Annotated in this window: 22 protein-coding genes, 1 tRNA gene and 2 pseudogenes; 15 read left to right on the top strand and 10 right to left on the bottom strand. The window is 66.2% G+C overall.

The features are described from left to right. The first annotated feature begins 237 nt into the window (after positions 1-237). The 3 genes from BMY53_RS26040 to miaB all read left to right on the top strand — a co-directional run bounded on the left by BMY53_RS26040 (position 238) and on the right by miaB (position 3,277). Positions 238-1,062, top strand: coding sequence for a hypothetical protein (locus BMY53_RS26040; RefSeq protein WP_177200986.1), 825 nt, complete (start codon positions 238-240; stop codon positions 1,060-1,062). Between the two features lie 208 nt (positions 1,063-1,270). Continuing rightward, complete coding sequence (locus tag BMY53_RS21070) at positions 1,271-1,741, top strand: hypothetical protein (RefSeq protein WP_255370309.1); 471 nt, start codon at positions 1,271-1,273, stop codon at positions 1,739-1,741. Between the two features lie 150 nt (positions 1,742-1,891). Next, on the top strand, positions 1,892-3,277 hold the full coding sequence (gene miaB, locus BMY53_RS21065; protein ID WP_092948461.1) for a tRNA (N6-isopentenyl adenosine(37)-C2)-methylthiotransferase MiaB: 1,386 nt from the start codon (positions 1,892-1,894) through the stop codon (positions 3,275-3,277). 155 nt (positions 3,278-3,432) lie between these two features. Here miaB and BMY53_RS21060 read toward each other — a convergent pair whose 3' ends face one another. Further along, positions 3,433-3,717 (bottom strand): hypothetical protein, encoded by a 285-nt coding sequence (locus BMY53_RS21060; RefSeq protein WP_092948460.1) that lies wholly within the window; start codon positions 3,715-3,717, stop codon positions 3,433-3,435. A gap of 132 nt (positions 3,718-3,849) precedes the next feature. Here BMY53_RS21060 and hemA point away from each other — a divergent pair, with 132 nt between their 5' ends. From hemA to BMY53_RS21030, 6 genes are all read left to right on the top strand, one after another. Further along, positions 3,850-5,196 (top strand): glutamyl-tRNA reductase, encoded by a 1,347-nt coding sequence (gene hemA, locus BMY53_RS21055; protein ID WP_092948459.1) that lies wholly within the window; start codon positions 3,850-3,852, stop codon positions 5,194-5,196. Positions 5,197-5,393: 197 nt separating this feature from the next. Next, positions 5,394-6,482: a peptide chain release factor 1 gene (gene prfA, locus BMY53_RS21050; protein WP_092948458.1), complete on the top strand. Its 1,089-nt coding sequence runs from the start codon at positions 5,394-5,396 to the stop codon at positions 6,480-6,482. Beyond that, positions 6,479-7,300: a peptide chain release factor N(5)-glutamine methyltransferase gene (prmC, locus tag BMY53_RS21045; protein ID WP_404947896.1), complete on the top strand. Its 822-nt coding sequence runs from the start codon at positions 6,479-6,481 to the stop codon at positions 7,298-7,300. The genes prfA and prmC overlap by 4 nt, the downstream gene beginning before the upstream one ends. 231 nt (positions 7,301-7,531) lie before the next feature. Then, entirely contained in the window at positions 7,532-8,209 is a 678-nt protein-coding gene (locus BMY53_RS21040; RefSeq protein WP_092948457.1) for a hypothetical protein, read from the top strand. Positions 8,210-8,416: 207 nt separating this feature from the next. Further along, entirely contained in the window at positions 8,417-8,731 is a 315-nt protein-coding gene (gene grxD, locus BMY53_RS21035) for a Grx4 family monothiol glutaredoxin (RefSeq protein WP_092948515.1), read from the top strand. 5 nt (positions 8,732-8,736) lie between these two features. Then, entirely contained in the window at positions 8,737-9,336 is a 600-nt protein-coding gene (locus tag BMY53_RS21030) for a UbiX family flavin prenyltransferase (RefSeq protein WP_092948456.1), read from the top strand. A gap of 26 nt (positions 9,337-9,362) precedes the next feature. On the opposite strand, the gene BMY53_RS21025 is transcribed toward BMY53_RS21030, so the two are convergent. The 3 genes from BMY53_RS21025 to BMY53_RS21015 form a co-directional block, all read right to left on the bottom strand. Further along, the gene (locus BMY53_RS21025; protein WP_404947897.1) at positions 9,363-9,977 is read right to left on the bottom strand and encodes a lytic transglycosylase domain-containing protein; all 615 of its coding nucleotides are present in this window, start codon (positions 9,975-9,977) and stop codon (positions 9,363-9,365) included. 113 nt (positions 9,978-10,090) lie between these two features. Continuing rightward, entirely contained in the window at positions 10,091-11,197 is a 1,107-nt protein-coding gene (locus tag BMY53_RS21020; protein WP_092948454.1) for a DUF418 domain-containing protein, read from the bottom strand. Further along, positions 11,194-12,963 carry a proline--tRNA ligase gene (locus BMY53_RS21015; RefSeq protein ID WP_092948453.1) on the bottom strand — a complete coding sequence of 590 codons (1,770 nt, stop codon included), beginning with the start codon at positions 12,961-12,963 and terminating at the stop codon, positions 11,194-11,196. The genes BMY53_RS21020 and BMY53_RS21015 overlap by 4 nt, the downstream gene beginning before the upstream one ends. 177 nt (positions 12,964-13,140) lie before the next feature. Between BMY53_RS21015 and BMY53_RS21010 the strand changes: the two genes are divergently transcribed. Next, positions 13,141-13,914 (top strand): RNA pyrophosphohydrolase, encoded by a 774-nt coding sequence (locus BMY53_RS21010; protein WP_255370308.1) that lies wholly within the window; start codon positions 13,141-13,143, stop codon positions 13,912-13,914. Between the two features lie 67 nt (positions 13,915-13,981). Here the strand turns inward: BMY53_RS21010 and proB are convergent, their stop codons facing one another. The 4 genes and pseudogenes from proB to rplU all read right to left on the bottom strand — a co-directional run bounded on the left by proB (position 13,982) and on the right by rplU (position 17,203). Beyond that, on the bottom strand, positions 13,982-15,100 hold the full coding sequence (proB, locus tag BMY53_RS21005; RefSeq protein WP_092948452.1) for a glutamate 5-kinase: 1,119 nt from the start codon (positions 15,098-15,100) through the stop codon (positions 13,982-13,984). A gap of 206 nt (positions 15,101-15,306) precedes the next feature. Beyond that, positions 15,307-16,422 (bottom strand): annotated as a pseudogene (gene obgE / locus BMY53_RS21000) (GTPase ObgE); the annotation flags it as partial. A gap of 173 nt (positions 16,423-16,595) precedes the next feature. After that, entirely contained in the window at positions 16,596-16,853 is a 258-nt protein-coding gene (rpmA, locus tag BMY53_RS20995) for a 50S ribosomal protein L27 (RefSeq protein WP_058934001.1), read from the bottom strand. A 38-nt stretch (positions 16,854-16,891) separates the two neighbouring features. Then, a complete protein-coding gene (rplU, locus tag BMY53_RS20990; protein WP_092948450.1) occupies positions 16,892-17,203 on the bottom strand; it encodes a 50S ribosomal protein L21 in 312 nt (103 codons plus the stop codon). A gap of 680 nt (positions 17,204-17,883) precedes the next feature. On the opposite strand from rplU, the gene BMY53_RS20985 reads away from it, so the two are divergent. The 4 genes and pseudogenes from BMY53_RS20985 to BMY53_RS20970 all read left to right on the top strand — a co-directional run bounded on the left by BMY53_RS20985 (position 17,884) and on the right by BMY53_RS20970 (position 21,300). Then, the gene (locus tag BMY53_RS20985; RefSeq protein WP_092948449.1) at positions 17,884-18,813 is read left to right on the top strand and encodes a polyprenyl synthetase family protein; all 930 of its coding nucleotides are present in this window, start codon (positions 17,884-17,886) and stop codon (positions 18,811-18,813) included. Between the two features lie 140 nt (positions 18,814-18,953). Then, positions 18,954-19,030, top strand: a tRNA-Pro gene (locus tag BMY53_RS20980). Positions 19,031-19,089: 59 nt separating this feature from the next. Then, positions 19,090-19,397: pseudogene (locus BMY53_RS26745) on the top strand (N-6 DNA methylase); the annotation flags it as partial. Positions 19,398-19,614: 217 nt separating this feature from the next. After that, a complete protein-coding gene (locus BMY53_RS20970) occupies positions 19,615-21,300 on the top strand; it encodes an O-linked N-acetylglucosamine transferase, SPINDLY family protein (protein WP_092948448.1) in 1,686 nt (561 codons plus the stop codon). 31 nt (positions 21,301-21,331) lie between these two features. Here BMY53_RS20970 and BMY53_RS20965 read toward each other — a convergent pair whose 3' ends face one another. Continuing rightward, on the bottom strand, positions 21,332-22,015 hold the full coding sequence (locus tag BMY53_RS20965; RefSeq protein WP_218151284.1) for a response regulator: 684 nt from the start codon (positions 22,013-22,015) through the stop codon (positions 21,332-21,334). Between the two features lie 7 nt (positions 22,016-22,022). After that, the gene (locus BMY53_RS20960) at positions 22,023-23,447 is read right to left on the bottom strand and encodes an ATP-binding protein (RefSeq protein WP_092948446.1); all 1,425 of its coding nucleotides are present in this window, start codon (positions 23,445-23,447) and stop codon (positions 22,023-22,025) included. A 136-nt stretch (positions 23,448-23,583) separates the two neighbouring features. Here BMY53_RS20960 and BMY53_RS20955 point away from each other — a divergent pair, with 136 nt between their 5' ends. After that, a complete protein-coding gene (locus tag BMY53_RS20955; RefSeq protein WP_092948445.1) occupies positions 23,584-24,882 on the top strand; it encodes an efflux RND transporter periplasmic adaptor subunit in 1,299 nt (432 codons plus the stop codon). Positions 24,883-24,892: the final 10 nt, after the last annotated feature.

Raw genomic sequence — 24,892 nt, 5'->3', positions numbered from 1 at the left:
ACCGCGCAGCAGGCTTACGGCGCACGACATCCACCCGGCCCCGCCACACCGCCGCCAACCTGTACGCCGCCCGCACGCACCCCGGTACTTTCAAACGCACGCCGCCCTCTTCTCGCTCCCAGGGAAAATCCGGGGCGTTTTCCCCGCCTGATTACCGCCTGAAAGCGGCCATCCCTTCGTAATATCCGCCCCCGGAAGACAGCGGTTGGTCTTCACGACGATGGGGTAGCAAGCGGTATGAAAGGGTTGTTGTTATTGGGTTGGCACGGCGTGTGGGGTGCCGTGGTCATGAGCATGGTGCTGGCCGGCGAGCCTGCCCACGCGGCCGAACTCGCGCCTGCGGCGACCCCGGGCGACGCCCTGCCGGCGCCCTCCCGGGCACCACTGCCCGCGCCGCTGCCCTCCCAGTCCGCCACGAAGCCGGCCTCTCGTGTGCTCACCGCCAGCACGTCAAGGTCGGCACGTCTGCAGCAGGTGGACTTTCGTGACGCTAGCATCTCTACCGAAGCCCGCCAGATGGCCCGCATGGCCTTTGAAGGCGGTGACGCCCGCGGCCTTCCCTTCGCCGTGGTGGACAAGAAGGACGCCCGCCTGTTTGTCTTCAATGCCGACGGCCAGCTCACCGGCGCCACCCCCGCCCTGCTCGGCCTGGCCCGTGGAGACGACCTTGCCCCGAACGTCGGCGAGATGGTCGCCACCGGCATTCCTCCTGCGCTGCGCACCACCCCCTCCGGCCGCTACGACACCCTGCCCGGCCGCAACCTCAAGGGGGAAGCCGTGATCTGGGTGGACTACGACGCCGCCTTTGCCATCCACCGCCTGCGCCCGTCCCCCGCCAGCGAGCGCCGCGCCGAGCGGCTGGCCTCCGCCACCCCGGAAGACAACCGCATCTCGCTCGGTTGCGTCATCGTCACTGGCGACTTCTTCGACCAGGTCGTCCGCCCCACGCTGGGTCATGGCGCGGGTGTGGTCTATGTGCTGCCCGAGCCACCAGCGATGGCGGAACGCCCCGTTGCGATGAACACGGCGCCGCAGGCGCGCAACGCGGCTCGACCGCTCTGAACAGGCGCCCCGAACGGAACGCTCCCGTCGGCCCGCTCCCGTCGGCCCGCTCTGGTCGGCTCGCTCTGGTCGGCCCGCTCTGGTCGGCCCGTTGGCCCGCCAGCGAGTCAAGCGCCTGGTCACACCGTGTAAGCCCTGCGGCGCCCCATGCCGCCGTGGCCCCGCAGCCGCTACACTTGCCGCTTTTCGCAGCCACTGGATCTACACCATGTATCGCTGTGCCATGCCCGCCCGGCCCGGCTCGCGCGCACCTCAACGTGCCCTTCGAGCCCTGGCTGCCAGCATTGCCGTCTTCACCGCCACCGTTGGCACCGCCCTCCTGCCCCAGACCGCGCAGGCCCAGGCCGCCATCGGCCACCGATTCTTCCCGGCCAAGGCCCTGCGGGGTGTTCTCGTGGTGGGCGTCCCTCCCGAGGTCACCCTCAACGGCAAGAGCGCGCGCCTGGCCCCCGGCGCCCGCATCAAGGACGCGAACGACATGGTGGCGCTCTCCAACACCATCGCGGGCCAGAAGCTGACGGTCCATTACACGGTGGATATCAGCGGCCTGCTGATGGATGTGTGGGTGCTCAACAGCGTCGAGCTGGCCAACAAGCCGTGGCCGAGCAACTACAAGGAAGCCTCTGAATGGGCTTTTGATGCTGCCAACCAGAAATGGACCAAGTCGTCCTGGTGGTGATGGCACGGCGGTGAATCCGTGGTCCGCGTGCAACCCGCTCCAGGCTGGCTGCACCCCTGATATTTCGCTGACGCGTTTTCTGTTCCGATAGACCGTCCAGCGCCCCTGCACGGCCCGGGCTTTTGAAGCACCGGGCCTGGAGTCCTTGCCATGACCAAGAAAGTGTTCATCAAGACCTTCGGCTGCCAGATGAACGAGTACGACTCGGACAAGATGGCCGATGTACTGCGCGCCGCCGAGGGCTACGAGCCCACCACCGACGTGGAACAGGCCGACCTGATCCTGTTCAACACCTGCTCGGTGCGGGAAAAGGCGCAGGAGAAAGTGTTCTCCGACCTGGGGCGCATCAAGCACCTGAAAGCCAAGGGCACGCTGATCGGCGTGGGCGGCTGCGTCGCCAGCCAGGAAGGGGCGGCCATCATCGAACGCGCGCCGTATGTCGACGTGGTGTTCGGCCCGCAGACGCTGCACCGCCTGCCGCAGATGCTGGCGCAGCGCCAGTCGCAGCTGCGCCCGCAGGTGGACATCAGCTTCCCGGAAATTGAGAAGTTCGACAACCTGCCGCCCGCCCGGGTCGAAGGCGCCAGCGCCTTTGTCTCGATCATGGAAGGCTGCTCCAAGTACTGCTCCTACTGCGTGGTGCCCTACACCCGCGGCGAAGAAGTGAGCCGTCCGTTCGAGGATGTGCTGGAGGAAGTGGCGGGCCTGGCGGACCAGGGTGTGAAGGAAGTGACGCTGCTGGGACAGAACGTCAACGCCTACCGCGGCCGGATGAGCGCAGGCATGGGGGCGGACCTGGATGAAGCGGTGGAGGGCGCAGAGACCGGCGTCGAGATTGCCGACTTCGCCCTGCTGCTGGAGTATGTGGCCGAGATCCCCGGGATTGAGCGCATCCGCTACACCACCAGCCACCCCAACGAGTTCAGCCAGCGCCTGATCGATGCCTACGGCAAGATTCCCAAGCTGGTGAACCATGTGCACCTGCCGGTGCAGCATGGCAGCGACCGCATCCTCAGCGCCATGAAGCGCGGCTACACGGCCTTGCAGTTCAAGAGCATCGTGCGGCGCCTGCGCGCGGTGCGCCCCGACATCCGCATCGCCAGCGACTTCATCGTCGGCTTCCCCGGCGAGACGGACGAGGACCATGCCAAGACCATGCAGCTGGTGCGCGACGTCGGTTTCGACGCCTCCTTCAGCTTCATCTTCAGCCCTCGCCCCGGCACCCCCGCCGCCAACCTGCAGGACGACACGCCCCATGAGGTGAAGGTCCGCCGGCTGCAGGAGCTGCAAGCCGAGATCGAGGCCACCGCCATCCGCTACAACCAGGAACTGGTGGGCAAGACGGTGCAGGTGCTGGTCTCCGGCCACGCGCGCCGGGATGCCACGGAATTGATGGGCCGTACGGAATGCAACCGCATCGTCAACTTCAAGGGCCATGAACGGCTGATGCACCAGCTGATCCCGCTGCGCATCACCGAGGCCTTTGCCCACTCGTTGCGGGCGGAAGTGCCGTTGACGGAGTCGTCGGCGGCCTAAGGCCGCAGGGCCGACTCAACGACCGGCCGCAGGGCCTACTCAGCGACTGGCCACAGGGCCTACTCAACGCCCGGCGGCAAGGCCGCCGCAATACTGGCCTCAAGGCCGGCCTGCAGGGCGCCCGGCCGTGGGTACAGGCCCTTGGGGTCGGCCGCTCAGCTGTTGGGCGACTTCTGCCAGGTCAGCCCCCACTGCGGGATGGTGACCCCCAGCAGGATCAGGCCGTAACCGGCCATGCTGCCGTCCCGCCCGAAGATCAGCACCGCAAACAGCGCCGCCATTGAGCCGCCGGCCGCGCCCCAGAGCGCCAGGCTGGACCACGCCATACCCCGGGCGCGCTCCCGCCACAGCAGCTTGAGGGCCAGGGCCATCAGCACGGCCACGGCCCAGGCCGGGATGAACAGGTTGCAGAGATGCCAGACGACGTCCAGGGGGTTCAAGCGTGACTCATTCGGTTTGATGGGAAAACAACCGTCCAGAAGAGAGAAACCAACGCATCCTTGACGGAACAGCGCTGGGCTTTCCCCATGGAGGTGCGGGAGTTCGTCAGGAATTTTATAATCGGCGCCATCATGACGGTCTTTGCTCTTGGCTTGAACCATCAGTCCGCGCCTTTGGACCTGCGCGGACGGTTCGCGTTCACCCTGGAGCAACTGGCTCCCACGCTTCAAGGTTTCACGGACCAGCTCGGCCAGGGCGCTCGTGCGGCAGCCCGCCGCTCGCCAGATCTCCCTGAAGCCGCCCTGCTGTCCACCTGCAACCGTACCGAGCTCTATGTGGCCGGCAGCCCCGATATGGTGCGCCCGGCAGTGGACTGGCTGGCCGGCATGGGCGGCGTCGGCAGTGCCACGCTGATGGACCATGCCTACGTGGCGGAAGACAGCAAGGCCGCACGGCACGCCTTCCGCGTGGCCAGCGGGCTGGACTCGATGGTGCTGGGTGAACCGCAGATCCTCGGCCAGCTCAAGCAGGCCGTCCGGGAGGCGGAGCAGGCCGGCACGCTGGGCACCACGCTGCACCAGCTGTTCCAGCGCAGTTTCTCGGTGGCCAAGGAAGTCCGCAGCTCCACCGAAATTGGCAGCCACTCCATCAGCATGGCGGCCGCCTCGGTTCGGCTGGCATCGCAACTGTTTGAAAACCTGGCCGACATCCGCGTGCTGCTGGTCGGTGCGGGCGAAATGATCGAACTGGTCGGCACGCACTTCGCCGCCAAGGGCCCCAAGGGCCTGGCGGTCGCCAACCGCACCTTGGAGCGCGGGCAGAAGCTGGCCACCCACCTGGGCGCCGAAGCGGTGCGGCTGGTAGACCTGCCGCAGCGCCTGCATGAATTTGATGCGGTGATCTCCTGCACCGCCTCCAGCCTCCCGCTGATCGGCCTGGGCGCCGTGGAACGCGCGCTCAAGCGCCGCAAACACCGCCCGATGTTCATGGTGGACCTGGCCGTACCGCGGGACATCGAACCCGAAGTCGCTCAACTGGACGACGTCTATCTCTACACCGTGGACGATCTCTCCCAACTGGTCCAGACCGCTGGCGAAAAGCGCCAGGCGGCGGTCCAGCAGGCGGAAGCCATCATCGAAAACGGCGTGCAGAGTTTTGTGCACTGGCTGGGCCAGCGCCACACGGTGCCGCTGATCCAGGCCCTGCACCAGCAAGCCGACACCTGGCGCCAGGCCGAAATCCAGCGCGCCCGCAAGATGCTGGCCAAGGGCCAGGACATCGATACCGTGCTGGAAGCCCTGTCCAAGGGGCTCACGCAGAAGATGCTGCACGGCGCCATGGCGGAGCTCAACAGCAGCGATGGTGAGCAACGTCTGGCCATGGCCCAGACCGTTTCGCGGCTCTTCCTGCGCAACACCGCGCGGGAGGTCGATGGGTCCGGCGGCGGTGCCGCAGGCCGCGACAGCGCCGAGTCTTAGCGACGCTCCATTGGCAACGCCGGGCCCACAGCGCCCGGCCCAGCGAGCCCCCTGCGCATCTCGCGCACCGCACCCAGACTGGCCCGTGCGCCGGTCAGCCGGTCCGGCTCCCCACCATTCGGCCTGCACCCACCCCCTTCGGAGCGAGGCCCAACGCCCGACAGCGCGCACTCATCCAGCGCAGCGAGCCCACCGCCATGAACGACACCCTTCGCCAACAATTCGAGCGCCTCGGCTTCCGCCTGGTCGAGCTGGACAACACGCTGGCCGACGGCAGCGTCGCGGCCGACATGAAGCGCTACCGCGCCCTCACTCGTGAGCAGGCGGAAGTGTCCTCGCTGGTGGCGCGTTACCAGCGCTACCAGCAGCGCGAAAGTGACCTGGCCGCCGCGCGGGAGCTGCTGGACAGTGGCGACGCCGAGATGATGGCCATGGCGCGGGAGGAAATCACCGCCGCCGAAGCTGACATGGCCGAACTGGACCAGGCGCTGCAACTGGCCCTGATCCCCAAGGACCCGGACGACGAACGGCCGGCCTTCCTGGAAATCCGGGCCGGGACCGGCGGTGATGAGTCGGCGCTCTTTGCGGGCGACCTGGCCCGCATGTACACCCGGTTTGCCGAGAGCCAGGGCTGGCGCCATGAGGTGCTGTCGTCCAACGAATCCGACCTGGGTGGCTACAAGGAACTGGTGCTGCGGCTGGAGGGCGACGGGGTGTATGGCCGGCTCAAGTTTGAATCCGGTGGCCACCGCGTGCAGCGGGTGCCGGCGACCGAATCGCAGGGGCGCATTCACACCAGTGCCTGCACCGTGGCGGTGATGGCGGAGCCGGACGAGGCGGAGGAGATCCAGCTCAACCCGGCCGACCTGCGCATCGACACCTTCCGCGCCAGCGGCGCCGGTGGCCAGCACGTCAACAAGACCGACAGCGCGATCCGCATCACCCACCTGCCCACCGGCCTGGTGGCGGAATGCCAGGACGACCGCAGCCAGCACCGCAACAAGGCCAAGGCCATGGCCGTGCTCGCAGCGCGCTTGCGGGACAAGGACCGCAACGAACGCGCAGCCAAGGAAGCGGCCCAGCGCAAGAGCCTGATCGGCAGCGGCGACCGCAGTGACCGGATCCGCACCTACAACTTCCCGCAGGGCCGGTTCACCGACCACCGCATCAACCTGACGCTCTACAAGCTGGGCGCCATCATGGACGGCGACCTGGCGGATGTGCTCCAGGGCCTGCAGCAGGCGCAGGCGGCGGAACAGCTCGCGGCGCTGGAGGGGCGTGCATGATGAACGTCTCGGGCGCCCTGCGTGCCGCCGTCGCGGCCGGCCTGCCCCGCGCGGAGGCGCAGTATCTGCTGCAGGCGGTACTGGGCTGCAAGCGCAGCTGGCTGATCGCCCATGACACCGATCCACTCACGGCCGGGCAGCAGCAACGCTTCCAGGATTGGCTGGCTCGCCGGCTGGACGAGGTGCCGCTGGCCTATCTGGTGGGCGACAAGGAGTTCTTCGGGCTGCGGCTGCGCGTGACTCCGGACACCCTGGTACCGCGTCCGGACACGGAAGTGCTGGTGCATTGGGCTCTGGAGCGCCTGCAGGGCCTGACCGCTCCGCGGGTGGTGGACCTGGGCACGGGCAGCGGCGCCATCGCGCTGGCCCTGGCGTCGCAGCGGCCGGATGCCGTGATCCACATGGTGGACGCCAGCCCCGGCGCCTTGGCGGTGGCCCAGGACAACGCCACCCGGCTGGGGCTGGCCGTGCAGGCGCATGAAGGCAGCTGGTTCGAACCGCTGGCCGGGCAGGCACCGTTTGACCTGATCGTCAGCAACCCGCCCTATGTCGCGGGCGACGACCAGCATCTGCAGGCATTACGTCACGAACCCCGCAGCGCCCTTACACCGGAAGGTAACGGACTGGCTGACCTTGGTCACTTGACGCAGCAAGCGCCACATTGGCTTCGGCCGGGCGGCTGGCTGCTGCTGGAACATGGCTGGGATCAGGCCGATGCCGTCGCTTCACTGCTGCGGGAACGCGGTTTTGAGGAAGCGTCGCTTCGGCATGACCTGGGCGGCCAGCCTCGCGCCAGCGGCGGACGCTGGGCGGGCTGACTGCGGATTGACTGCGGGTTGACTCACGGCGCCTGCTGCATCGGCGCCACACCGATGCAGCTTCCTACCAACACCTGAGGCTCGGTTCCCGCGAGTGTGTCGGCCCGGCGGGCCAAAACTGCAACAAGCGACGGATCCCCTTGCATCTCGGGCTACCCAAGCTTGAGGTCACCGCGTAGCATGACTTCTCAAGGCGCGACATCAGGGTCGAGCCTGACTGGGAGACCTCCAATGCGCGCCGCACTTGTGCTCCTGCGTCTGGTTATGTTCCTGGCCGGTGTCAGCTCGGCCGGTTCCGTACTGGCGCAGCAGGGCCTGCAACTCAAATCCAACGCCTACAGCGGCACTGCTACGGCTTCGGCCAACGCCAGTGCGAACACCGGTTATGGCGGCAAGGCCGCCACAGCCAGCAACTGGCAGGCGCGCGTGCAGCTGAACCAGAGCCTGGATGATGCCAATGGCAGCTACGACGCGCGCAACGGCAGCCGCATCCTGAGCGCCAATCTTCTCGGCGACTACTACCTGACCGGCTCCGGCCTGGGCCAGGGCACGCGGGGCGGCCTGCGTGCCACCGGCGGCTTGCTGGTCGGCCCGTTGTCGCTGGTGCAGAGCAGTTCCGGCCTGGCCTTGGGCCGCGGGTCCAGCCTCACCCCTTATCTGTCTGTCGGCCAACGCAGCCTCAGCCTGCTGACGGCCGCCGAGCGTGAACCCAACATGTCCTTGTCCTACCTCGGCCTGGGCTACACCAGCTATTCGCTGCGCGGTGGCTGGGGGTTCAGCGCCGACCTGGGCCTGCTGGCCAACGGTGCGCCCGGCTTGCGGCTGGGCAACAACGCTCCGCTGGACGACGTGAGCCGCGACACACGGTTCAAGCCCGTGCTGCAGTTCGGCGTCAGCTACAGCTTCTGACCCCCGCAGGCGGATCGACCCGCGTCAGCGGGAACGCCTCCTGCCGCACCGGGATGGCCCGCGCCCTGGCCGCGAGGCTGGCGGACGCGTCCCTGCCCGCGGGCACAATCACCGGATCACGCACGGTCTTGGCGCGTGGCCGATAATCCGCCTATCGAGCCCATGGGCATTGACCTGGCCGCCACATTCAACGAAAGGATTCCCGCCATGAGCGACGTTCAACAACGCATTGACGACCTGGTCAAGAGCAACCGGGTCATGCTGTTCATGAAGGGCACCGCTCAGTTCCCGATGTGCGGTTTCTCCGGCCGCGCCATCCAGATCCTGAAGGCCAGCGGCGCCGCCGACCTGAAGACCTTCAACGTGCTGGAAGATGAAGGCGTGCGCCAGGGCATCAAGGAATATGCCAACTGGCCCACCATCCCCCAGCTCTACGTGGACGGTGAATTCGTCGGCGGCTCGGACATCATGATGGAGATGTACGAGAGCGGCGAGCTGCAACAGCTCCTGGCCAAGGCCTGAACGGGATGACACCGGCCGGGGAACACACGCAGACCCGGCCTCGCCCCCGGCTGGTGGTGGGCATCACGGGCGCCACCGGTGCGGCCTACGGGCTGCAGCTGCTGCGCCGTGCCCGAGCCCTGGGCGCGGAAACCCACCTGATCCTCAGCCCTGCCGGCGTGCTGAACGCGCACCATGAGCTGGGGCTCAACCGCGACGCGCTGGAGCGCGAAGCCGACCGGGCCTACGCACCTGGCGACGTGGGCGCCTGCGTGGCCAGCGGCAGTTTTTCCACCGCCGCCATGGTGGTGGCGCCCTGCTCCATGCGTACGCTGGCCGCCATCGCGCATGGCCTGTCAGACAACCTCATGACCCGTGCGGCCGACGTCACGCTCAAGGAACGTCGCCGGCTGATCCTGATGGTGCGCGAGACGCCATTCAACCTGGCCCACCTGCGCAACATGACGGCCGTGACCGAGATGGGCGGCATCATCTTCCCACCGCTGCCGGCGCTTTATCTGAAGCCGGCATCCATCGAGGAGATGGTGGCGGAGACGGTGGAACGGGTGCTGGAACTGTCGCAGTTGCCAGGCGCCGCGCCGCAGGCCTGGAACGGGCTCAAGTAATACCGGCCGTACCGCACGCGCAAGGCTCAGGGCAGCCAGCGCTTGCGGGCACCAAAGACCAGGTCCGGATATTCCCGCTTCCCCCGGCTGCCGTTGTAGCGGCCCAGTGCCAGGAAGAGATCACCGTTCTCCCGGTCCAGGTAGTGCCGCATGATGACGCAGCCGAAGCGCAGGTTGGTCTGCATGTGGAACAGGCGAGACACCTGCCCGTCCCCGATGAGCCGGGCCCAAAAAGGCATCACCTGCATGTAGCCGCGCGCGCCGACCACGCTGATGGCGTATTTGCGGAAACCACTCTCCACCTGGATCAGCCCCAGCACCAGGGCCGGCTCCAGCCCGGCCCGGGTGCTCTCATACCAGACGGTCTCCAGGAATTCGATTCGGGTCTGCGCCTCGGCCTTCTGGCGCTTGAGCCGGTCGCCCATCTCCCCCAGCCAGCGCAGATAGGCCAGGCGCGGTTCGATGCTGTCGAAATGCGGCTTCGGGGGCGCGTCATAGGCCACGGCGGCGGACAGGGCAGAACGCACCGCGTCGGCCAGCGGCTCCTCCACCTGGGCGCCTGCCCAGGCGGCCCGCGGTGCCAGGGCCAAGCCGCCCAGCAACGCCGCACCGCCCCCTAACAGGAGACGGCGTCGCGCCAGTGCCGAGTCGTCGCAGGCCGGCGGCCCGGCCAGCTCGGACGACACTTCCGCCGACACGCCCGGGCGGGGGGAGCGCCAGGGAGAGAGAGAACGCAACGCGTGCTTCATGACATTCAACGGGACATCCAGGCTTCCAGCGGCAGGCGCCGCGAGCCGAGCTTGTGCGCAAGTATCAGGCCGCCGCCCCAGTACAGGAGCGCCAACGCCAGCACCACGGCGGTACCAGGCTGCCAGGCCAGGCCCGCGCCACTGAACAGCAGCAGGCTGAGCACCGAGCTGCCGATGTAGAGGGTCAGCGTGTGGCGGCCCAGTGGGGCCAGCAGCGCCAGCCAGGCTGGGCGTTGGTGGCAGGCCATCACCAGGGCCGGCACCGCCACGCTCAGCAGCAGCATGGTGGGGTAGAGATAACCGATGGCGTAGCGGCTGGTGGCGTAGGCGTCGCCGGTCTGCAAGCCAGGCCACAACACCGACACACCCACCAGGTTCAGCAGCAAGGCCGGCAGCCACCAGCGGCGCACCCAGCGAGCCAGCATGGGCCGCCAGCGGGGATGAGAGAACAGCCGCAGGCGGCCGGCCATCAGCCCCAGCGTCATCAACAGCAGTGGCAGCGGCAGGCCCAGCACGATCACCATCAGCATGGTGCCCAGGTAATGCCCCATGTTGCGCATCACCCAGACACTCCATGGCGAGGGCGCGCTCAACGAGACGGATGTGGCGCCGCTGATCGGCATCTGTGCCAGCACCAGCGTGAGCAGGATGATCAGCAGGTTCAACGCCACCACCACGCGCAGCCGCACCCGCAGCTCGCCCATGGTGCGCGCCATCCAGCCCAGCATCAGCCAGCCACAGGCCGCATAGGTGGTCAGGATGTCGCCCATGTAGAGCAGGCAACCGTGCAACAGGCCGAGGATGGCCATGCGCTTCAGGCGTTGGCGGCGGTGCTCCAGGGCCGACGCGGACCGGGCGGTCTGCGACAGCGCCTGGCTGTAGCCAAAGAGAAAGGCCAGCAGGCTGATGCCCTTGCCGGCGATCAGGCCGTGCAGCAGCCAGGAGAGCACCTGCGCCAGCGCAGAATCCATGGGCGCCGGCGGGCTCAGCGGCCCGCCATCCGGGAGGGCCGGATAACCGACCCAGTTCACCACCACCACCGGCAGCAGTGCCACGGCGCGCAGCGCGTCCACCACCGCGACGCGTTGCGGTGGGGAAGCCGCCAGGGTCACTTCAGGCGCTGCTGGAGGTGAGCCACCACGTCCGCCAGAGGCAGCTTGGTGGCCTCGGCGTCACGGCGGCCCTGGTATTCCACCTGGCCTTCCTTGAGGCCACGGTCGGAAATCACCACGCGGTGCGGTACGCCGACCAGTTCCCAGTCTGCGAACATCGCACCCGGGCGCTCGCCACGGTCGTCCAGCAGAACGTCCACACCCAGGTCCATCAGGTCCTGGTAGAGCTTGGTGGCGGCAGCCTTGACCTCTTCACTGCGGTCCATGCCGATGGGGCAGACCACCACGGTGAAGGGCGCGATGGCGTCCGGCCAGATGATGCCGCGCTCGTCGTGGTTCTGCTCGATGGCGGCACCCAGGATGCGGGTGACGCCAATGCCGTAGCAGCCCATTTCCATCAGCTGGGGCTTGCCGTTTTCGTCCAGGTAGGTGGCGTTCATCGCGGCCGAATACTTGGTGCCGAGATAGAACACATGACCCACTTCGATGCCGCGCTGGATGGCCAGCACGCCCTTGCCATCTGGCGACGGATCACCTTCAACGACGTTGCGGATGTCGGCCACGAGATCCGGCTCGGGCAGGTCACGGCCCCAGTTCACGCCGGTGTAGTGGGCATCGGCTTCATTGGCCCCGCAGACAAAATCAGCCATCAGGGCGACGGTGCGGTCGGCCACGACCTTGACCCCCTCTTCAGCCCCGGCCTCGCTGCCCGCGCGCTTCAGGCCGATGGGGCCCAGGTAGCCGGGCTTGGTGCCGAAATGCTTGTCGATTTCCGCGACGGTGGCGAAACGGAAGCCGGTCTTGAGGCCTTCAAGCTTGCCCGCCTTGACTTCGTTGAGGTCGTGGTCACCACGGACCAGCAGCAGCCAGACCTGGGTCTTGACCACTTCGCCCTCGTCATTGGTCTCGTCGGCGGCCAGCACCAGCGACTTGACGGTCTGGGTCAACGGCAGCTTGAGCAGCTCGGCCACGTCCGGGCAGGTGGACTTGCCCGGCGTCGGTGTCTTGGTCAGGGCCTGCGTGGCAGCGCCACGTGCGGCCAGCAGGGGCAGCGCTTCGGCCAGCTCGATGTTGGCGGCGTAAGTGCCGTCCGGGCTGTAGATGATGGCGTCTTCACCGGTGTCGGCAATGACCTGGAACTCATGCGAGCGGTCACCACCGATGGCGCCGGTGTCCGCCGCCACGGCACGGTACTGCAGGCCCAGCCGCTCGAAGATGCGGCAGTAGGCGCCATACATGTTCTCGTAGCTGCGGCCTGCGCTTTCCACGTCACGGTCGAAGGAGTAGGCGTCCTTCATGGTGAACTCGCGCCCACGCATCACGCCAAAGCGGGGGCGGCGCTCGTCCCGGAACTTGGTCTGGATGTGATAGAAATTGCGCGGCAGCTGCTTGTAGCTGCGCAGTTCCTGGCGGGCGATGTCGGTGATGACTTCTTCGGAGGTCGGCTGGATGATGAAGTCGCGCCCATGGCGGTCCTTCACGCGCAGCAGTTCAGGGCCCATCTTGTCGAAGCGGCCGGTTTCCTGCCAGAGCTCGGCAGGCTGCACCACGGGCATCAACAGTTCGATCGCGCCAGCGCGATTCATCTCGGCGCGGATGATGGCCTCGACCTTGCGGATCACCCGCAGCCCCATCGGCATGTAGTTGTACAGGCCGGCGCCCAGCCGCTTGATCATGCCGGCGCGCATCATCAGCTTGTGGCTGGCGATCTCGGCGTCGGCAGGGGCTTCCTTGAGGGTGGAGATGAAGAACTGGGAGGCTTTCATGGGCGATCAGAGGTCGATCAGGGGGTCGATCAGAGGTCGATCAAGAGGCGATCGAGGGTCAAATGGGAGCCGCCAGCGCGCAGGACAAAAGAGCGGCAGGACTGCGGGTTACCGACAATCGCGCCGGTTCGCAGCCCCGGTGCAATAATCGACTCAACGAATGATTTGAGGTTGATTATGCTCGACCGTGAAGGCTTCCGGCCCAACGTCGGCATCATCCTGCTCAACCACAAGAACGAGGTGTTCTGGGGCAAGCGCATACGCACCCATTCTTGGCAGTTCCCCCAAGGGGGCATCAAGCATGGGGAAACGCCCGAGCAGGCGATGTTCAGAGAGCTGCATGAGGAAGTGGGCCTCACTGCAGACCATGTGCGCATCATTGCGCGCACCAGGGACTGGCTACGCTATGAAGTGCCAGACCATTTCATCCGGCGTGATGCACGGGGGCACTATCGCGGGCAGAAACAGATCTGGTTCCTCCTGCAACTGACCGGGCGCGACAGCGACATGAACCTGCGCGCCACCGACCACCCGGAGTTCGACGCCTGGCGATGGAATGAATACTGGGTGCCGTTGGAAGCCGTGATCGAGTTCAAGCGCGGCGTCTACCAGATGGCGCTGACCGAGCTGGCGCGCTTCCTGCCGCGGCTCAATCACCATAACCGCTACCTGCGGGCCGGCATGCGGCCGCCGCCGCGGGGGGAGCGGCCCGAACGACATGAGCGGCATGAAGGACATGGTCATGACGGGCATGGCCACGAAGGTCATCATGGGCAGGAGGGGCAGGAGGGGCACGAGAGACACGAGCCCGATCGTCTTCACGACCGGCCGGCCCACGATGGACAGGCGCCCCGGGAAGATACCGCTGCTGCGACAGAGAGCCCGGTGATGCCAGGTGCAGCACATGGTGCCCGTGGGCCTCATGGGCCTGACGAGCCCTCGCGCGACTGAGCGCGTCCATGTCGGGCGGCCTGTCTGCCGCCTACAAAGAACAAACCCGCCGGCTGGCGGGTTTTTTTCAGCGCAGCACCAGGTTGTCCCGGTGGATCAGCTCCGGCTCGGCCGCGTAGCCGATGACCCGCTCGATCTCGAAAGACGGCTTACGCGCGATCAGGCGCGCTTCCGCGCTGGAATAGTTGGTGAGGCCGCGCGCCAGCTCCTGGCCGGCCTGGTCCAGCACGGCAATCACGTCGCCGCGGTGGAACTCGCCCTGCACGTCCAGCACACCGATCGGCAGCAGGCTCTTGCCCTCGTCGCGCAGCTTGATGGCAGCGCCGGCATCCACGCGGACAGCGCCGCGCAGCTGCAGGTGGTCCACCATCCACTGCTTGCGGGCCGCCAGCTTGGCAGTGCTGGCCAGCAGCGCCGTGCCAATGGCTTCGCCATGGGCCAGGCGCAGCAGCACATCGGGCTCACGCCCCCAGGCGATGACGGTAGAGGCACCACTGCTGGCCGCACGCTTGGCAGCCAGGATCTTGGTGATCATGCCGCCGCGCCCCAGGCTGCTGCCTGCGCCGCCAGCCATCTCTTCCAGCTCCGGCGTACCGGCCACGGCCTGGTCGATGAAGCGGGCGTTGGGGTCCTTGCGGGGGTCGGCGGAATACAGGCCCTTCTGGTCGGTGAGGATGACCAGGGCATCGGCTTCCACCAAGTTGGCCACAAGGGCGCCCAGGGTATCGTTGTCGCCGAACTTGATTTCGTCGTTGACGACGGTGTCGTTCTCGTTGATCACCGGCAGCACCCGGTGCTGCAACAGGGCCAGCAGGGTGGAGCGGGCGTTGAGGTAACGCTCACGGTCCGCCAGGTCGGCATGGGTGAGCAGCACCTGCGCGCTGGTCAGCCCCTGCTCGCGCAGCTTCGTCTCGTACATCTGGGCCAGGCCCATCTGCCCCACGGCGGCGGCGGCCTGCAGTTCATGCAGTTCCTTTGGACGGGTAGACCAGCCCAGGCGCTTCATGCCTTCAGCAATGGCGCCGCTGGACACCATCACGACCTCGCGCCCTTCCAGCGCCAGTTGCGCCAACTGACGGCACCAGTTGCCGATGGCCTCGGCATCCACGCCACGGCCTTCGTTGGTGACCAGGCTGGAACCGACCTTGACGACAATGCGCCGTGCGCCCTGGAGCACGCCGGTCATGACGCGGGATCGAAGCGGGGATCGCGCTCAGGTGCCTTTTCAGCCTTGTCCGCCTTCTTGCCCTTGGCAGTCTTGCTGGCCTTGGCTGTGTTGGTCGCCCTGGTCGTCTTAGGCGTCTTGGCGGCGGCCTCGTCACCCGTGGCCTCGATGGCCTCATCGGCCTGACTGGCCTCACTGGCCGCCTTGGCCTCCTTGGCCAGCTTGACGACCTTGGCCTTGGCCGCGCGGGTGGCGCGGGTTTCCTGGAAGGCCTTGGGCGCCTCAGGCACGGGCTCGTCGAAGCGCACGTCCGGATCGTCCACCGGCGGCGCCTTGATGGAGGCCACGTGTTCGTAGATGGCGCGGATCAGCGGCTCGCAACCTTCGCGGGTCAGCGCGGAGATCTCGAAGACCGGGCCCTTCCACTTGTAGCGCTTGATGAAGTCCTTCACGCGGGCGGCACGCTCGTCGGTCGGCACCATGTCCAGCTTGTTGAGCACCAGCCAACGCGGCTTGTCGTAGAGGGTCTGGTCGTACTTCTGCAGTTCCTTCACGATGGCCTTGGCTTCCGCCACCGGATCCACATCCGGGTTGAACGGGGCCAGGTCCACCACATGCAGCAGCACACGCGTGCGTTGCAGGTGGCGCAGGAACCGATGACCCAGGCCTGCGCCTTCAGCGGCACCCTCGATCAGGCCAGGAATGTCCGCAATGACAAAACTCTTCTCCGGCGCCACACGCACCACACCGAGGTTGGGGTGCAGCGTGGTGAAGGGGTAGTCAGCAATCTTGGGGCGCGCATTGGAGACTGCGGCAATCAGCGTGGACTTGCCCGCATTGGGCTGACCCAGCAGGCCGACGTCTGCCAGCACACGCAGCTCCAGCTTCACCTTCTTCACCTCTCCGGGCCAGCCGGGGGTCTTCTGGCGCGGGGCGCGGTTCGTGCTGGTCTTGAAGTGAATGTTGCCAAAGCCACCGTCCCCGCCCTTGGCGAGGATCACCGGCTCGTCATGCTCCAGCAGCTCGGCGATGACTTCGTCCGTCTCCAGGTCTCGCACGATGGTGCCCACCGGCATGCGCAGCACGATGTCTTCGGCTGCCGCTCCGAACTGGTCCGAACCGCGGCCGGCTTCGCCGTTGCGCGCTTCATGGCGGCGGGCGTAGCGGTAGTCGATCAGCGTGTTCAGGTTGCGGTCTGCCACCGCGTAGACACTGCCGCCCCGGCCGCCATCACCGCCGTCCGGCCCACCAAAGGGGAGGAACTTCTCGCGACGGAAACTCGCGCAGCCCGCGCCGCCATTGCCGGCGGCGATGTCGATGGTGGCTTCGTCAACGAATTTCATGGATGGCCTTCTGTCCCGGAGCGGAACAATCGTAATTCATGGCGCTGCGCTCCCGCGCGGGCCCTACATTTCACAACTGTGAAAAACAAAAGCCCCGGGCAATGCCGGGGCTCTGGCGTTGCGCATCGCCGGGACGAACCCGGCATCTGCGCATCAGGAACTCAACAACAGATTCAGACCGGCGTAACGACGACGGTGGAACGGTTGTTTTCGCCCTTGACAGTGAAGGACACTTCGCCGTCGATCAGAGCGAACAGCGTGTGGTCCTTGCCCATGCCCACGTTGGTGCCAGCGTGGAACTTGGTGCCACGTTGACGAACGATGATGGAGCCAGCCGACACGGCTTGACCGCCATACACCTTCACGCCCAGCATCTTGGGCTTGGAATCGCGGCCATTTCGTGTTGAGCCGCCGCCTTTTTTCTGTGCCATGGATTACTCCTAAATGGTTGCCTGGATCAGCCGACGATTCAGCCGATCACCGCGCTGATTTCCAGCTCGGTGTAGGTCTGGCGATGGCCTTGGCTCTTCTTGTAGTGCTTGCGACGACGCAGCTTGAAGATGCGCACCTTGTCGTGCTTGCCCTGTGCCACCACGGTGGCCTTGACGCTGGCGCCAGCAACCAAGGGAGTCCCGATCTTCAGGTCTGCACCGTTACCCACGGCGAGCACCTGCTCGATCACGATCTCTTGGCCAACTTCCGCAGCAATCTGTTCTACCTTGATCTTTTCGCCAGCAGCAACCTTATATTGCTTGCCACCGGTTTTTATGACCGCGTACATATCAGCCCTTTCAACTTACGTCCTGGCTTCAACCAGCCACCAACATGGTGGCCGGCGCTCCCAACCTCCGAGCATGGTTCTTAAACCGAGACTGATCTCAAGACTGCAACCAAGGCTTCAAGCCAATGTTCCAACTCTCGTTCCAAGTCTCGCTCCAGCCCGCTCAGGGTGGTCCTTTTTCTTCGCCAAAGACAACACACCGCAAAAAGTTGCGGAGCCCGCGATACTAGCACAGGGGATTTCCCGTAGGCAAGGCAATAGCCCGCGCGGGGCCCTGGGCATGGGGTTTTCAGGGTGAGCATCAAGGCCTGCAGCACGCCACCAGAGACCGAAGGCGCCAGCCCATAGAACAGGCGCCGTGAATTCTTCACGAAGCACACACAATTGGCCGCGCCCAGGCTGATCAACCACATGCGGCACCCCAGCCTGCCGCCATGGCGCACACCCGCCTTACACGGCCACTCAGCCGCTGCCACCACGTGCTTGCCGAACCCTGACAACACCCGACCCCGACCCGCCGGGTGGTGCGAGGACGTCAACAAGCGTGCGAGAAACCGTTGGACTGCCCCGGCGGAGCCGCAGGGCTTTCTATAATCACCGTTCCCCCCTTTTGTGAGCCAAGAGTGCAGCCTATTGCCTCTACCCCTGTTGCCGAGGTCCTCGCGGCGCTGAATGTGCAGATGGAAGAAGTCGATGCCGTCATCGCGCGCCGCCTCTCTTCCGACGTTGCACTGATCAACCAGATCTCCGCCTACATCATTCATGCAGGCGGCAAGCGCATGCGGCCCAAGCTGGTGCTGATGTTCGCCAATGCCCTGGGCGCAGACAGCCCGGCCAGCCGCGAACTGGCGGCGGTGGTGGAATTCATTCACACCGCCACGCTGCTGCATGACGACGTGGTGGACGAGTCCGAGCTGCGCCGCGGCAAGCAGACCGCCAACGCGATGTTTGGCAATGCGGCGAGCGTGCTGGTGGGCGACTTTTTGTACTCCCGCGCCTTCCAGATGATGGTGTCGGTGAACCGCATGCGCGTGCTGGAAGTGCTTGCGGATGCCACCAACGTCATCGCCGAGGGCGAGGTCCTGCAGTTGATGAACATGCATGACCCGGACGTGGCGGTGGACAGCTACCTGCGCGTCATCCGCTACAAGACGGCCAAGCTTTTCGAGGCCAGCGCACGCCTGGGCGCCGTGCTGGCCGATGCACCGCCTGCTCTGGAAGAAGCCTGCGCCGGCTACGGCCGCGCCCTGGGCACGGCGTTCCAGCTGATCGACGATGCACTGGATTACGAGGGCAGCAGTGACTCACTCGGCAAGAACGTCGGCGACGATCTGCGTGAAGGCAAGCCCACGCTGCCGCTGCTCATTGCCATGGAGCGCGGCACCGAGCAGGAGCGCGCACTGATCCGCCACGCCATCGAGCATGGAGAGGTCGAGCGCTTGAAGGACATCGTCCAGATCGTGCGCCGCACTGGCGCCCTGGACGCCACCCGCGACGCCGCCCGCAGCGAAGTCGAACAAGCGAAGCACTGCTTGAACGAATTGCCTCTTAACAAGTGGCGAGAAAGTCTGCTAGAATTTGCGGCTCAGTCGGTAGAGAGAAATTCCTGAAGACTCGATGAGTAACCGCAAGGTTGATTCATGCGGTTCTTTGCGGGAAATCTTTGACGACAGAACGCGAGTTCAAGTGCGCAGTGAAGACATGCATTGCAGAAGCAATGAACTGCCATCAGGAAACTGATGGGCACCATCGGGGTGTAGCTTAGCCTGGTAGAGCGCTACGTTCGGGACGTAGAGGCCGGAGGTTCGAATCCTCTCACCCCGACCAGACAAGAGACGAAAGAGCCCAAGTGAATCAAGCACTTGGGCTTTTTTGTTTTGGGTCACTTCTCCCCCGGCATCCCCGTGTGCATCCTGGTGCTGAAGACGTGAAAGAAGCCTGGCGACGTGCTGTTCATCCATGCGGCTGGGCACTTCGAGAAGAGCAGGCGACGCATCCAACTCTTGCCCGAGCACATCGACAAGATCATCGACACCTCCAATCCCGCAAGGAAGAGCAGCGCTGCTCGCGCCGAGTGGGCAACATCTTCCGCTATGTGAGCACAGCGGAGACGAGATCGACCTAGCGGCGGTGCATGCGGCGCTGGTGGCGCAACAAGTTCCTCAAGGTGCTGGAGCTGCCATTGCTGCCTTGATCCCCAACAAAGGCCGACCGCGTGAGCTATCCCAACCCCTCCGACCAGCCCAGTTGGTGCCCCCTGGGACGTCGATTTCACTCCTGGACGACGAGTTTCGAATCTCCATTGCTGAGGCCATCGGCTGTCCGCACCATCGCATCCCCGACAATCCGCCCACACGCATCCAACTGCGTCCTTTCACTCCACGCGGTGGGCAGTCAACCACAGGGCCACGATGAATTCCCTCCAGGACCTTTTGCAAGCCGCGTTGACGGAGATGGGCCGCCAGCGTTGGCCCCAAGCGGCCGCCCTGCTGGCGCCCTTTGCACACCTGCAGTCCAACGAGCTTCAGCGCTATTACGGTGAATCCCTGCGCCGCAGCGGACGCCCACAGGATGCAGTGGGTCCGTTGATGCAGGCCCTGGCGTTGAAGATGGATGACGTGGACGCCTACCTGCAGCTGGCCTTCGCGCTGCAATCCCTGCAGATGAAGGCCGAGGCCGCCGAGTGCTTCCGCACCGTGGCCGCCCTGCAGCCGCAGAGCGTGATGGCCCAGTCCTACCTTGCGCACGGGGACCAGCAATGCGCACGCTGGCAGGATTTCGACACCAACCTGCAGGCCCTGCTCACCGCCATCCACCAAAAGCCTGACGACGCCAGTGATGAATTCGGCGTGCCGTTCACGCTGGTGGGGCTTCCCCATGAACCTGCCGACTTGCTCAAGGTTGCCCAGCTGAGCACCCGCTTCCTGAGCCGAGGCCTCCAGCCATTGCCAGCCATCAAGGCCAAGGCGAAGACCGGCAACACCAAGCTGCGCATCGGCTATCTCTCCGGTGACTTCCACACCCATGCCACCGCAGCGCTGCTGGTCGAGACGCTGGAACACCATGACCGCGATCGCTTCGAGATCTTGCTGTTCTCGCACGGCCCCGATGACGGGTCGCCGCTGCAGCAACGCATTCGCCAGGCCTGCAACCGCTTCATCGATGTGTCCGATCTGGACCCGTCCGCCATCGCCGCCCGCATGCGCGAAGAAAGCGTGGACATCGCCATCGACCTGAAGGGCCATACGGCCGGCAGCCGCTTCATCGCGCTGGCCTGCCGCCCCGCGCCCGTGCAGGCGTCCTGGCTGGGCTTTCCCGGCACCTGCGGTGCCGACTTCATCGACTACATCATTGGCGATGAGATCGTCACCCCGCTGAGCGATGCCGCCGCCTACAGCGAGAAGATCGCCCAGTTGCCCCGCTGCTATCAGCCGGGCGACAGCACGCGGCAGATCACCCCATCACCCCGCACGTCGCTGGGGCTGCCTGAAGACGCCATCGTCCTGCTGGGCGCCAACCCGGTCTACAAGATCACGCCGGAGGTTTTTGATACCTGGATGGAGATCCTGCATCGCCTGCCCGACGCATTGCTCTGGCAACTCAGCGGCGGCGAGCAGGCAGATGCACAGTTGCGCCTGGAGGCCGAGCAACGCGGCATTGCCGGTGATCGCATCGTGTTCATGCCGCCCACGGACATGGCCGCCCACTGGCAACGGTTGGCCGCTGCGGACCTGGCGCTGGACACCTGGCCGTGCAACGGCCACACCACCACCAGCGACGCGCTGGCCGCAGGCGTTCCGGTGCTGACCATCCAAGGCAAAGGCTTCGCCAGCCGCGTGGCGGCCAGCCTGCTGACGGCAGCGGGGTTGGCAGACCTGATCTGCGAGAGCCCGGCCGACTACGTGGACAAGGCCTGCCTGATGGTGAAACGGCCGCAGGATGCGCAGCGTCCGCGTCGTGCCGCCACACCGTGGATCGACTCCGCAGGCTTCGCCCGGGACCTTGAGGCCCTGTACCTGCGCATGTGGGAGCGAGCCGTGTCGGGCCTATCTCCCGTCGAGTTACCGAGCTGCCAGCGGCTAGCCGATAGCCGATAGCTAGCAGCGACCCACCTGCCGGCGGCCGCCCCTACTCCAGCTCAAACCGATACCCAACCCCATAGATCGATCGGATCGGCTCCTGCCCCGGGCACACCTGTTCCAGCTTGCGCCGCAGGTTCTTCACGTGGCTGTCCACCGTGCGGTCGCTCAGCACGCGCTGGTCATCGTGCAGCTTGTCCAGCAGTTGATCCCGCGAGAACACCCGGCCCGGTGCGTCGACAAACGCCTTCAACATCCGGAACTCCGCCGGCGTGAGATCCAGCATCTGGCCGTTCACGGTAGCCGCATGGCGCTCCGCATCCAGCACCAATCCGGTCACAGACGGTGCATCCCCCACCCTGACAGCGGAAGAATCCCGCCGCTGCCGACGCAGGATCGCCTTGACCCGTGCCACCAGCTCGCGCGGACTGAAGGGCTTGCAGACATAGTCGTCCGCACCGGCCTCCAGGCCAATCAGCCGGTCCACCTCCTCCACCCGCGCCGTCACCATGATGATGGGCACGTCGCTGAAGGCGCGCAGCTCGCGGCAGATGCTCAGCCCGTCCTGGCCCGGCAGCATCAGGTCCAGCACCAGGAGGTCGGGCGCATGGGCTCGCACCCAGGCCACGACACCGCCGCCCTCGTGGAGGATCTGGCAGGCATACCCCTCGCGGACCAGATAGTCATGCGATAGCTGTGCCAGGCGCGGTTCGTCCTCCACCACCAGGACCATCGGGACATCACTCATGGCTGCCCTCCATTGCGCGCCGGGTCAGCGGCAATCGCAGTTCGATCCATATGCCCCCCAGCGACGACGGCCGCGCCAGGATATGACCGCCATGCGCCTCCACGATGCTGCGGCAGATGGCCAGACCCAGTCCGCTGCCCCCACCCGCACGTCCGCGCGAACCTTCCACGCGGAAGAAGCGCTCGAACAGACGCGGCAACAGCGTCGGATCCACACCGGGCGGCGAGTCTTCCAGATCGATCACGGCATCCTCCCCTGCCCGCCGCAACGACAGCCGCAGCACACCCGCCGGATGGGTATACCGGATCGAGTTGTCCAACAGGTTGTGCAGGAGCTGATGCAGGCGCGAGGCATCGGCCGATACCGTCATGTCCCCGGCCGGCAGCACCACCTCGAACCGCAACGGCCGCTCCTCACAAGCGGCCGTGAAAGCCTGGGCTTCCTGCGCCACCAGCGTGACCAGATCCAGATCCTCCTTGCGGTAGGTCAGCGCGCCCGCATCCGCCAGCGCCAGCTCATGCAGGTCCTGCACCAGTTGGCCCAGCGTGGCCACTTCGGTCTGCAGCAGCTGCAACAGTTCCGGCGTCATGGGGTGCACACCGTCCTCGATGGCCTCCAGTTCACCGCGCAACACCGCCAGCGGCGTGCGCAACTCATGGGAGATGTCCGCCATGAAATCCCGCCGCATCTGCTCATTGCGCGCCAGCGCGCGGGACAGCTGGTTGAAGTCTTGCCCGAGCTGGGCCACCTCATCATGCCCCTGCACCACCACTTCGGCGCCGTAGTCGCCGGCGGCCAGGCGGTGGGTAGCGGCAGCGACGCGCCGCACCGGCGCCAGCAGGCCCTTTGCCACCCACCACGCCACCAGCGCCGCAGCCACCAACGCCGCCAGCCCCACCCACATCACCGCCTTCAGCTGCCCGCCCAGGAAACGCAGCGCCGCCTCGTCGGTGGCCGCCTGCACCGGAGCAATCACCAGCCAGCCCACCGTCTGGCCATCCACCACGATGGCCCGCTCCTGGCTCTCGGGCATCATGAACGGGAAGCCGATGACCCGCAGCCGCTGCGAATCCAGCAGCATCATCCGACGGCCGGCCCCCAGCAGATCCGATGCGATGACATCCATCTCCGCTTCCGGCGGCGGCACGCCCAGCTCGATCATGGTCTGCTCCGCCCCCAGCAGGCGGAACCACACATCCGGCCGGTCCCTCACGAATTCCCAGCTCTGATGCTCCTTGAACGCCTTTTTCAGGCGCGGCAGGGAAGATTCCATGCGCGCCAGCTGCTGCTCATTCAGATAGCCGAAGAAGCCGCGAGAAAAGCTCAGATGCGTGGCCCAGCCCATGGCCAACACCGCAAAAGCGGCGATGGCCAGGACCGCCAGGAACACACGTGTCGTGATGCCGAATCGTTTCATATGGGCACGAAGCCTACCCCGCCACACCCATCGGCGTGAACTTGACCGACCGGAAACATGGGCGTTCGTGCGTCTCCAAAGTTCCTGCACATTTGGTCCCGAGCATGGTGGTCAGCACTTTCCAGGACCGTCTGTCATGCTTTTGCCGCACCTCTGCTCCTCAGCGCCCGCGACGCGTCAAACCGTCACCCGCCGCCCCGCCCTCACCTCCCTGATCCTCGCGCTGGCCGCCATCTCCGTGATGGCTTTCACGCTCTCGGGTTGCAATGACGCCAGCGGCTCTGCCGCACCGGCGCCAGGCGCGCCCGCCGCCACGGCCGTGGGCGTCTACACCATCAGCGATGAAGCCCTTGCGCTGAGCGCCGAGCTGCCGGGCCGCACCACCGCCCCGCTGGTCGCCGAGATCCGCCCGCAAGTGGGCGGCATCATCCAGGCCCGCCAGTTCACCGAGGGCGGCCGCGTCAAGGCCGGCCAGGCGCTCTACCAGATCGACGCCGCCAGCTACCAAGCCAGTTTTGACAGCGCCAAGGCTGCCGTCGCCAAGGCGCAAGCCACGCTGGAGTCCGCTCGGCTGACCGCCCAGCGCCAGACCGAGCTGCTCAAGATCCAGGCCGTCAGTGAACAGGACCAGCAGGACGCCCAAGCCAGCCTGAAGCAGGCCGAGGCCGACCTGGCTTCGGCCAAGGCCGCCCAGGACACGGCACGCATCAACCTGCAGCGCACGGTCGTCACCTCGCCCATCACCGGCCTGGCCGATGTGTCCAGCGTCACCACGGGTGCCCTGGTCACGGCCGAGCAGACCACCGCACTCACCACCGTCCGCCAGATCGACCCCATCCAGGTGGATATCAGCCAGTCCAGCAGCGACTGGTTGAAGCTGCGTCGTGAACTCGCCGCCGGCCATTTCAAGCGCGCGGACAACGATGCCGCCGCCGTGCAGTTGATCCTGGAAGACGGCAGCACCTACGCCCGCGCCGGCAAGCTGAGCGTGCGCGGTGTCTCCGTCAACACCAGCACCGGCGCCGTCACCCTGCGTGCGGTGGTGGACAACCCCGATGGCCTGCTGCTGCCCGGCATGTACGTGCGCGCCCAGCTCCAGACCGTGAAGCTCGACCAGGCCCTGCTGGTGCCGCAGCAAGCCGTCACCCGCGACACCAGCAACGCCACCTCGGTATTGACCGTGGACGCGCAGAACCGCGTGCACAAGCGCGTGGTCGTGCTGGACCGCGTGGTCGGCAACCGCTGGCTGCTGAGCAGCGGCCTGCAGGCCGGTGACCGCGTCATCGTGGAAGGTGGCCAGAAGGTCAAGGACGGTGACACCGTCCAGGCCCACCCCACCAACCTGCCGGCTACTGCGCCCGCAGCTTCTGCCAGCGCCCCGGCCTCCGGCGCAATCACTGCCGCCGCCACCACGGCGGCCTCGGCACCCGTCTGAGGAGACGACC

The organism is Roseateles sp. YR242 (assembly GCF_900109745.1).
Taxonomy (GTDB): domain Bacteria; phylum Pseudomonadota; class Gammaproteobacteria; order Burkholderiales; family Burkholderiaceae_C; genus Roseateles.
The sequence above is the reverse complement of the archived record's forward strand: the minus strand, read 5'-3'. Positions and strand labels throughout refer to the sequence as shown.

What these genes read in the sequence shown, in the direction of transcription:
- prmC (WP_404947896.1), top strand. Translation starts at nt 6,479, where the DNA reads ATGATGAACGTCTCGGGCGCCCTGCGTGCCGCCGTCGCGGCCGGCCTG.
- BMY53_RS20960 (WP_092948446.1), bottom strand. Translation starts at nt 23,447, where the DNA reads ATGAAACGATTCGGCATCACGACACGTGTGTTCCTGGCGGTCCTGGCC.
- BMY53_RS20965 (WP_218151284.1), bottom strand. Translation starts at nt 22,015, where the DNA reads ATGGTCCTGGTGGTGGAGGACGAACCGCGCCTGGCACAGCTATCGCAT.
- BMY53_RS20970 (WP_092948448.1), top strand. Translation starts at nt 19,615, where the DNA reads ATGAATTCCCTCCAGGACCTTTTGCAAGCCGCGTTGACGGAGATGGGC.
- BMY53_RS26040 (WP_177200986.1), top strand. Translation starts at nt 238, where the DNA reads ATGAAAGGGTTGTTGTTATTGGGTTGGCACGGCGTGTGGGGTGCCGTG.
- BMY53_RS20955 (WP_092948445.1), top strand. Translation starts at nt 23,584, where the DNA reads ATGCTTTTGCCGCACCTCTGCTCCTCAGCGCCCGCGACGCGTCAAACC.
- BMY53_RS21015 (WP_092948453.1), bottom strand. Translation starts at nt 12,963, where the DNA reads ATGAAAGCCTCCCAGTTCTTCATCTCCACCCTCAAGGAAGCCCCTGCC.
- miaB (WP_092948461.1), top strand. Translation starts at nt 1,892, where the DNA reads ATGACCAAGAAAGTGTTCATCAAGACCTTCGGCTGCCAGATGAACGAG.
- grxD (WP_092948515.1), top strand. Translation starts at nt 8,417, where the DNA reads ATGAGCGACGTTCAACAACGCATTGACGACCTGGTCAAGAGCAACCGG.
- rplU (WP_092948450.1), bottom strand. Translation starts at nt 17,203, where the DNA reads ATGTACGCGGTCATAAAAACCGGTGGCAAGCAATATAAGGTTGCTGCT.
- proB (WP_092948452.1), bottom strand. Translation starts at nt 15,100, where the DNA reads ATGACCGGCGTGCTCCAGGGCGCACGGCGCATTGTCGTCAAGGTCGGT.
- BMY53_RS21070 (WP_255370309.1), top strand. Translation starts at nt 1,271, where the DNA reads ATGTATCGCTGTGCCATGCCCGCCCGGCCCGGCTCGCGCGCACCTCAA.
- BMY53_RS21040 (WP_092948457.1), top strand. Translation starts at nt 7,532, where the DNA reads ATGCGCGCCGCACTTGTGCTCCTGCGTCTGGTTATGTTCCTGGCCGGT.
- hemA (WP_092948459.1), top strand. Translation starts at nt 3,850, where the DNA reads ATGACGGTCTTTGCTCTTGGCTTGAACCATCAGTCCGCGCCTTTGGAC.
- BMY53_RS21010 (WP_255370308.1), top strand. Translation starts at nt 13,141, where the DNA reads ATGCTCGACCGTGAAGGCTTCCGGCCCAACGTCGGCATCATCCTGCTC.
- BMY53_RS20985 (WP_092948449.1), top strand. Translation starts at nt 17,884, where the DNA reads ATGGAAGAAGTCGATGCCGTCATCGCGCGCCGCCTCTCTTCCGACGTT.
- rpmA (WP_058934001.1), bottom strand. Translation starts at nt 16,853, where the DNA reads ATGGCACAGAAAAAAGGCGGCGGCTCAACACGAAATGGCCGCGATTCC.
- prfA (WP_092948458.1), top strand. Translation starts at nt 5,394, where the DNA reads ATGAACGACACCCTTCGCCAACAATTCGAGCGCCTCGGCTTCCGCCTG.
- BMY53_RS21030 (WP_092948456.1), top strand. Translation starts at nt 8,737, where the DNA reads ATGACACCGGCCGGGGAACACACGCAGACCCGGCCTCGCCCCCGGCTG.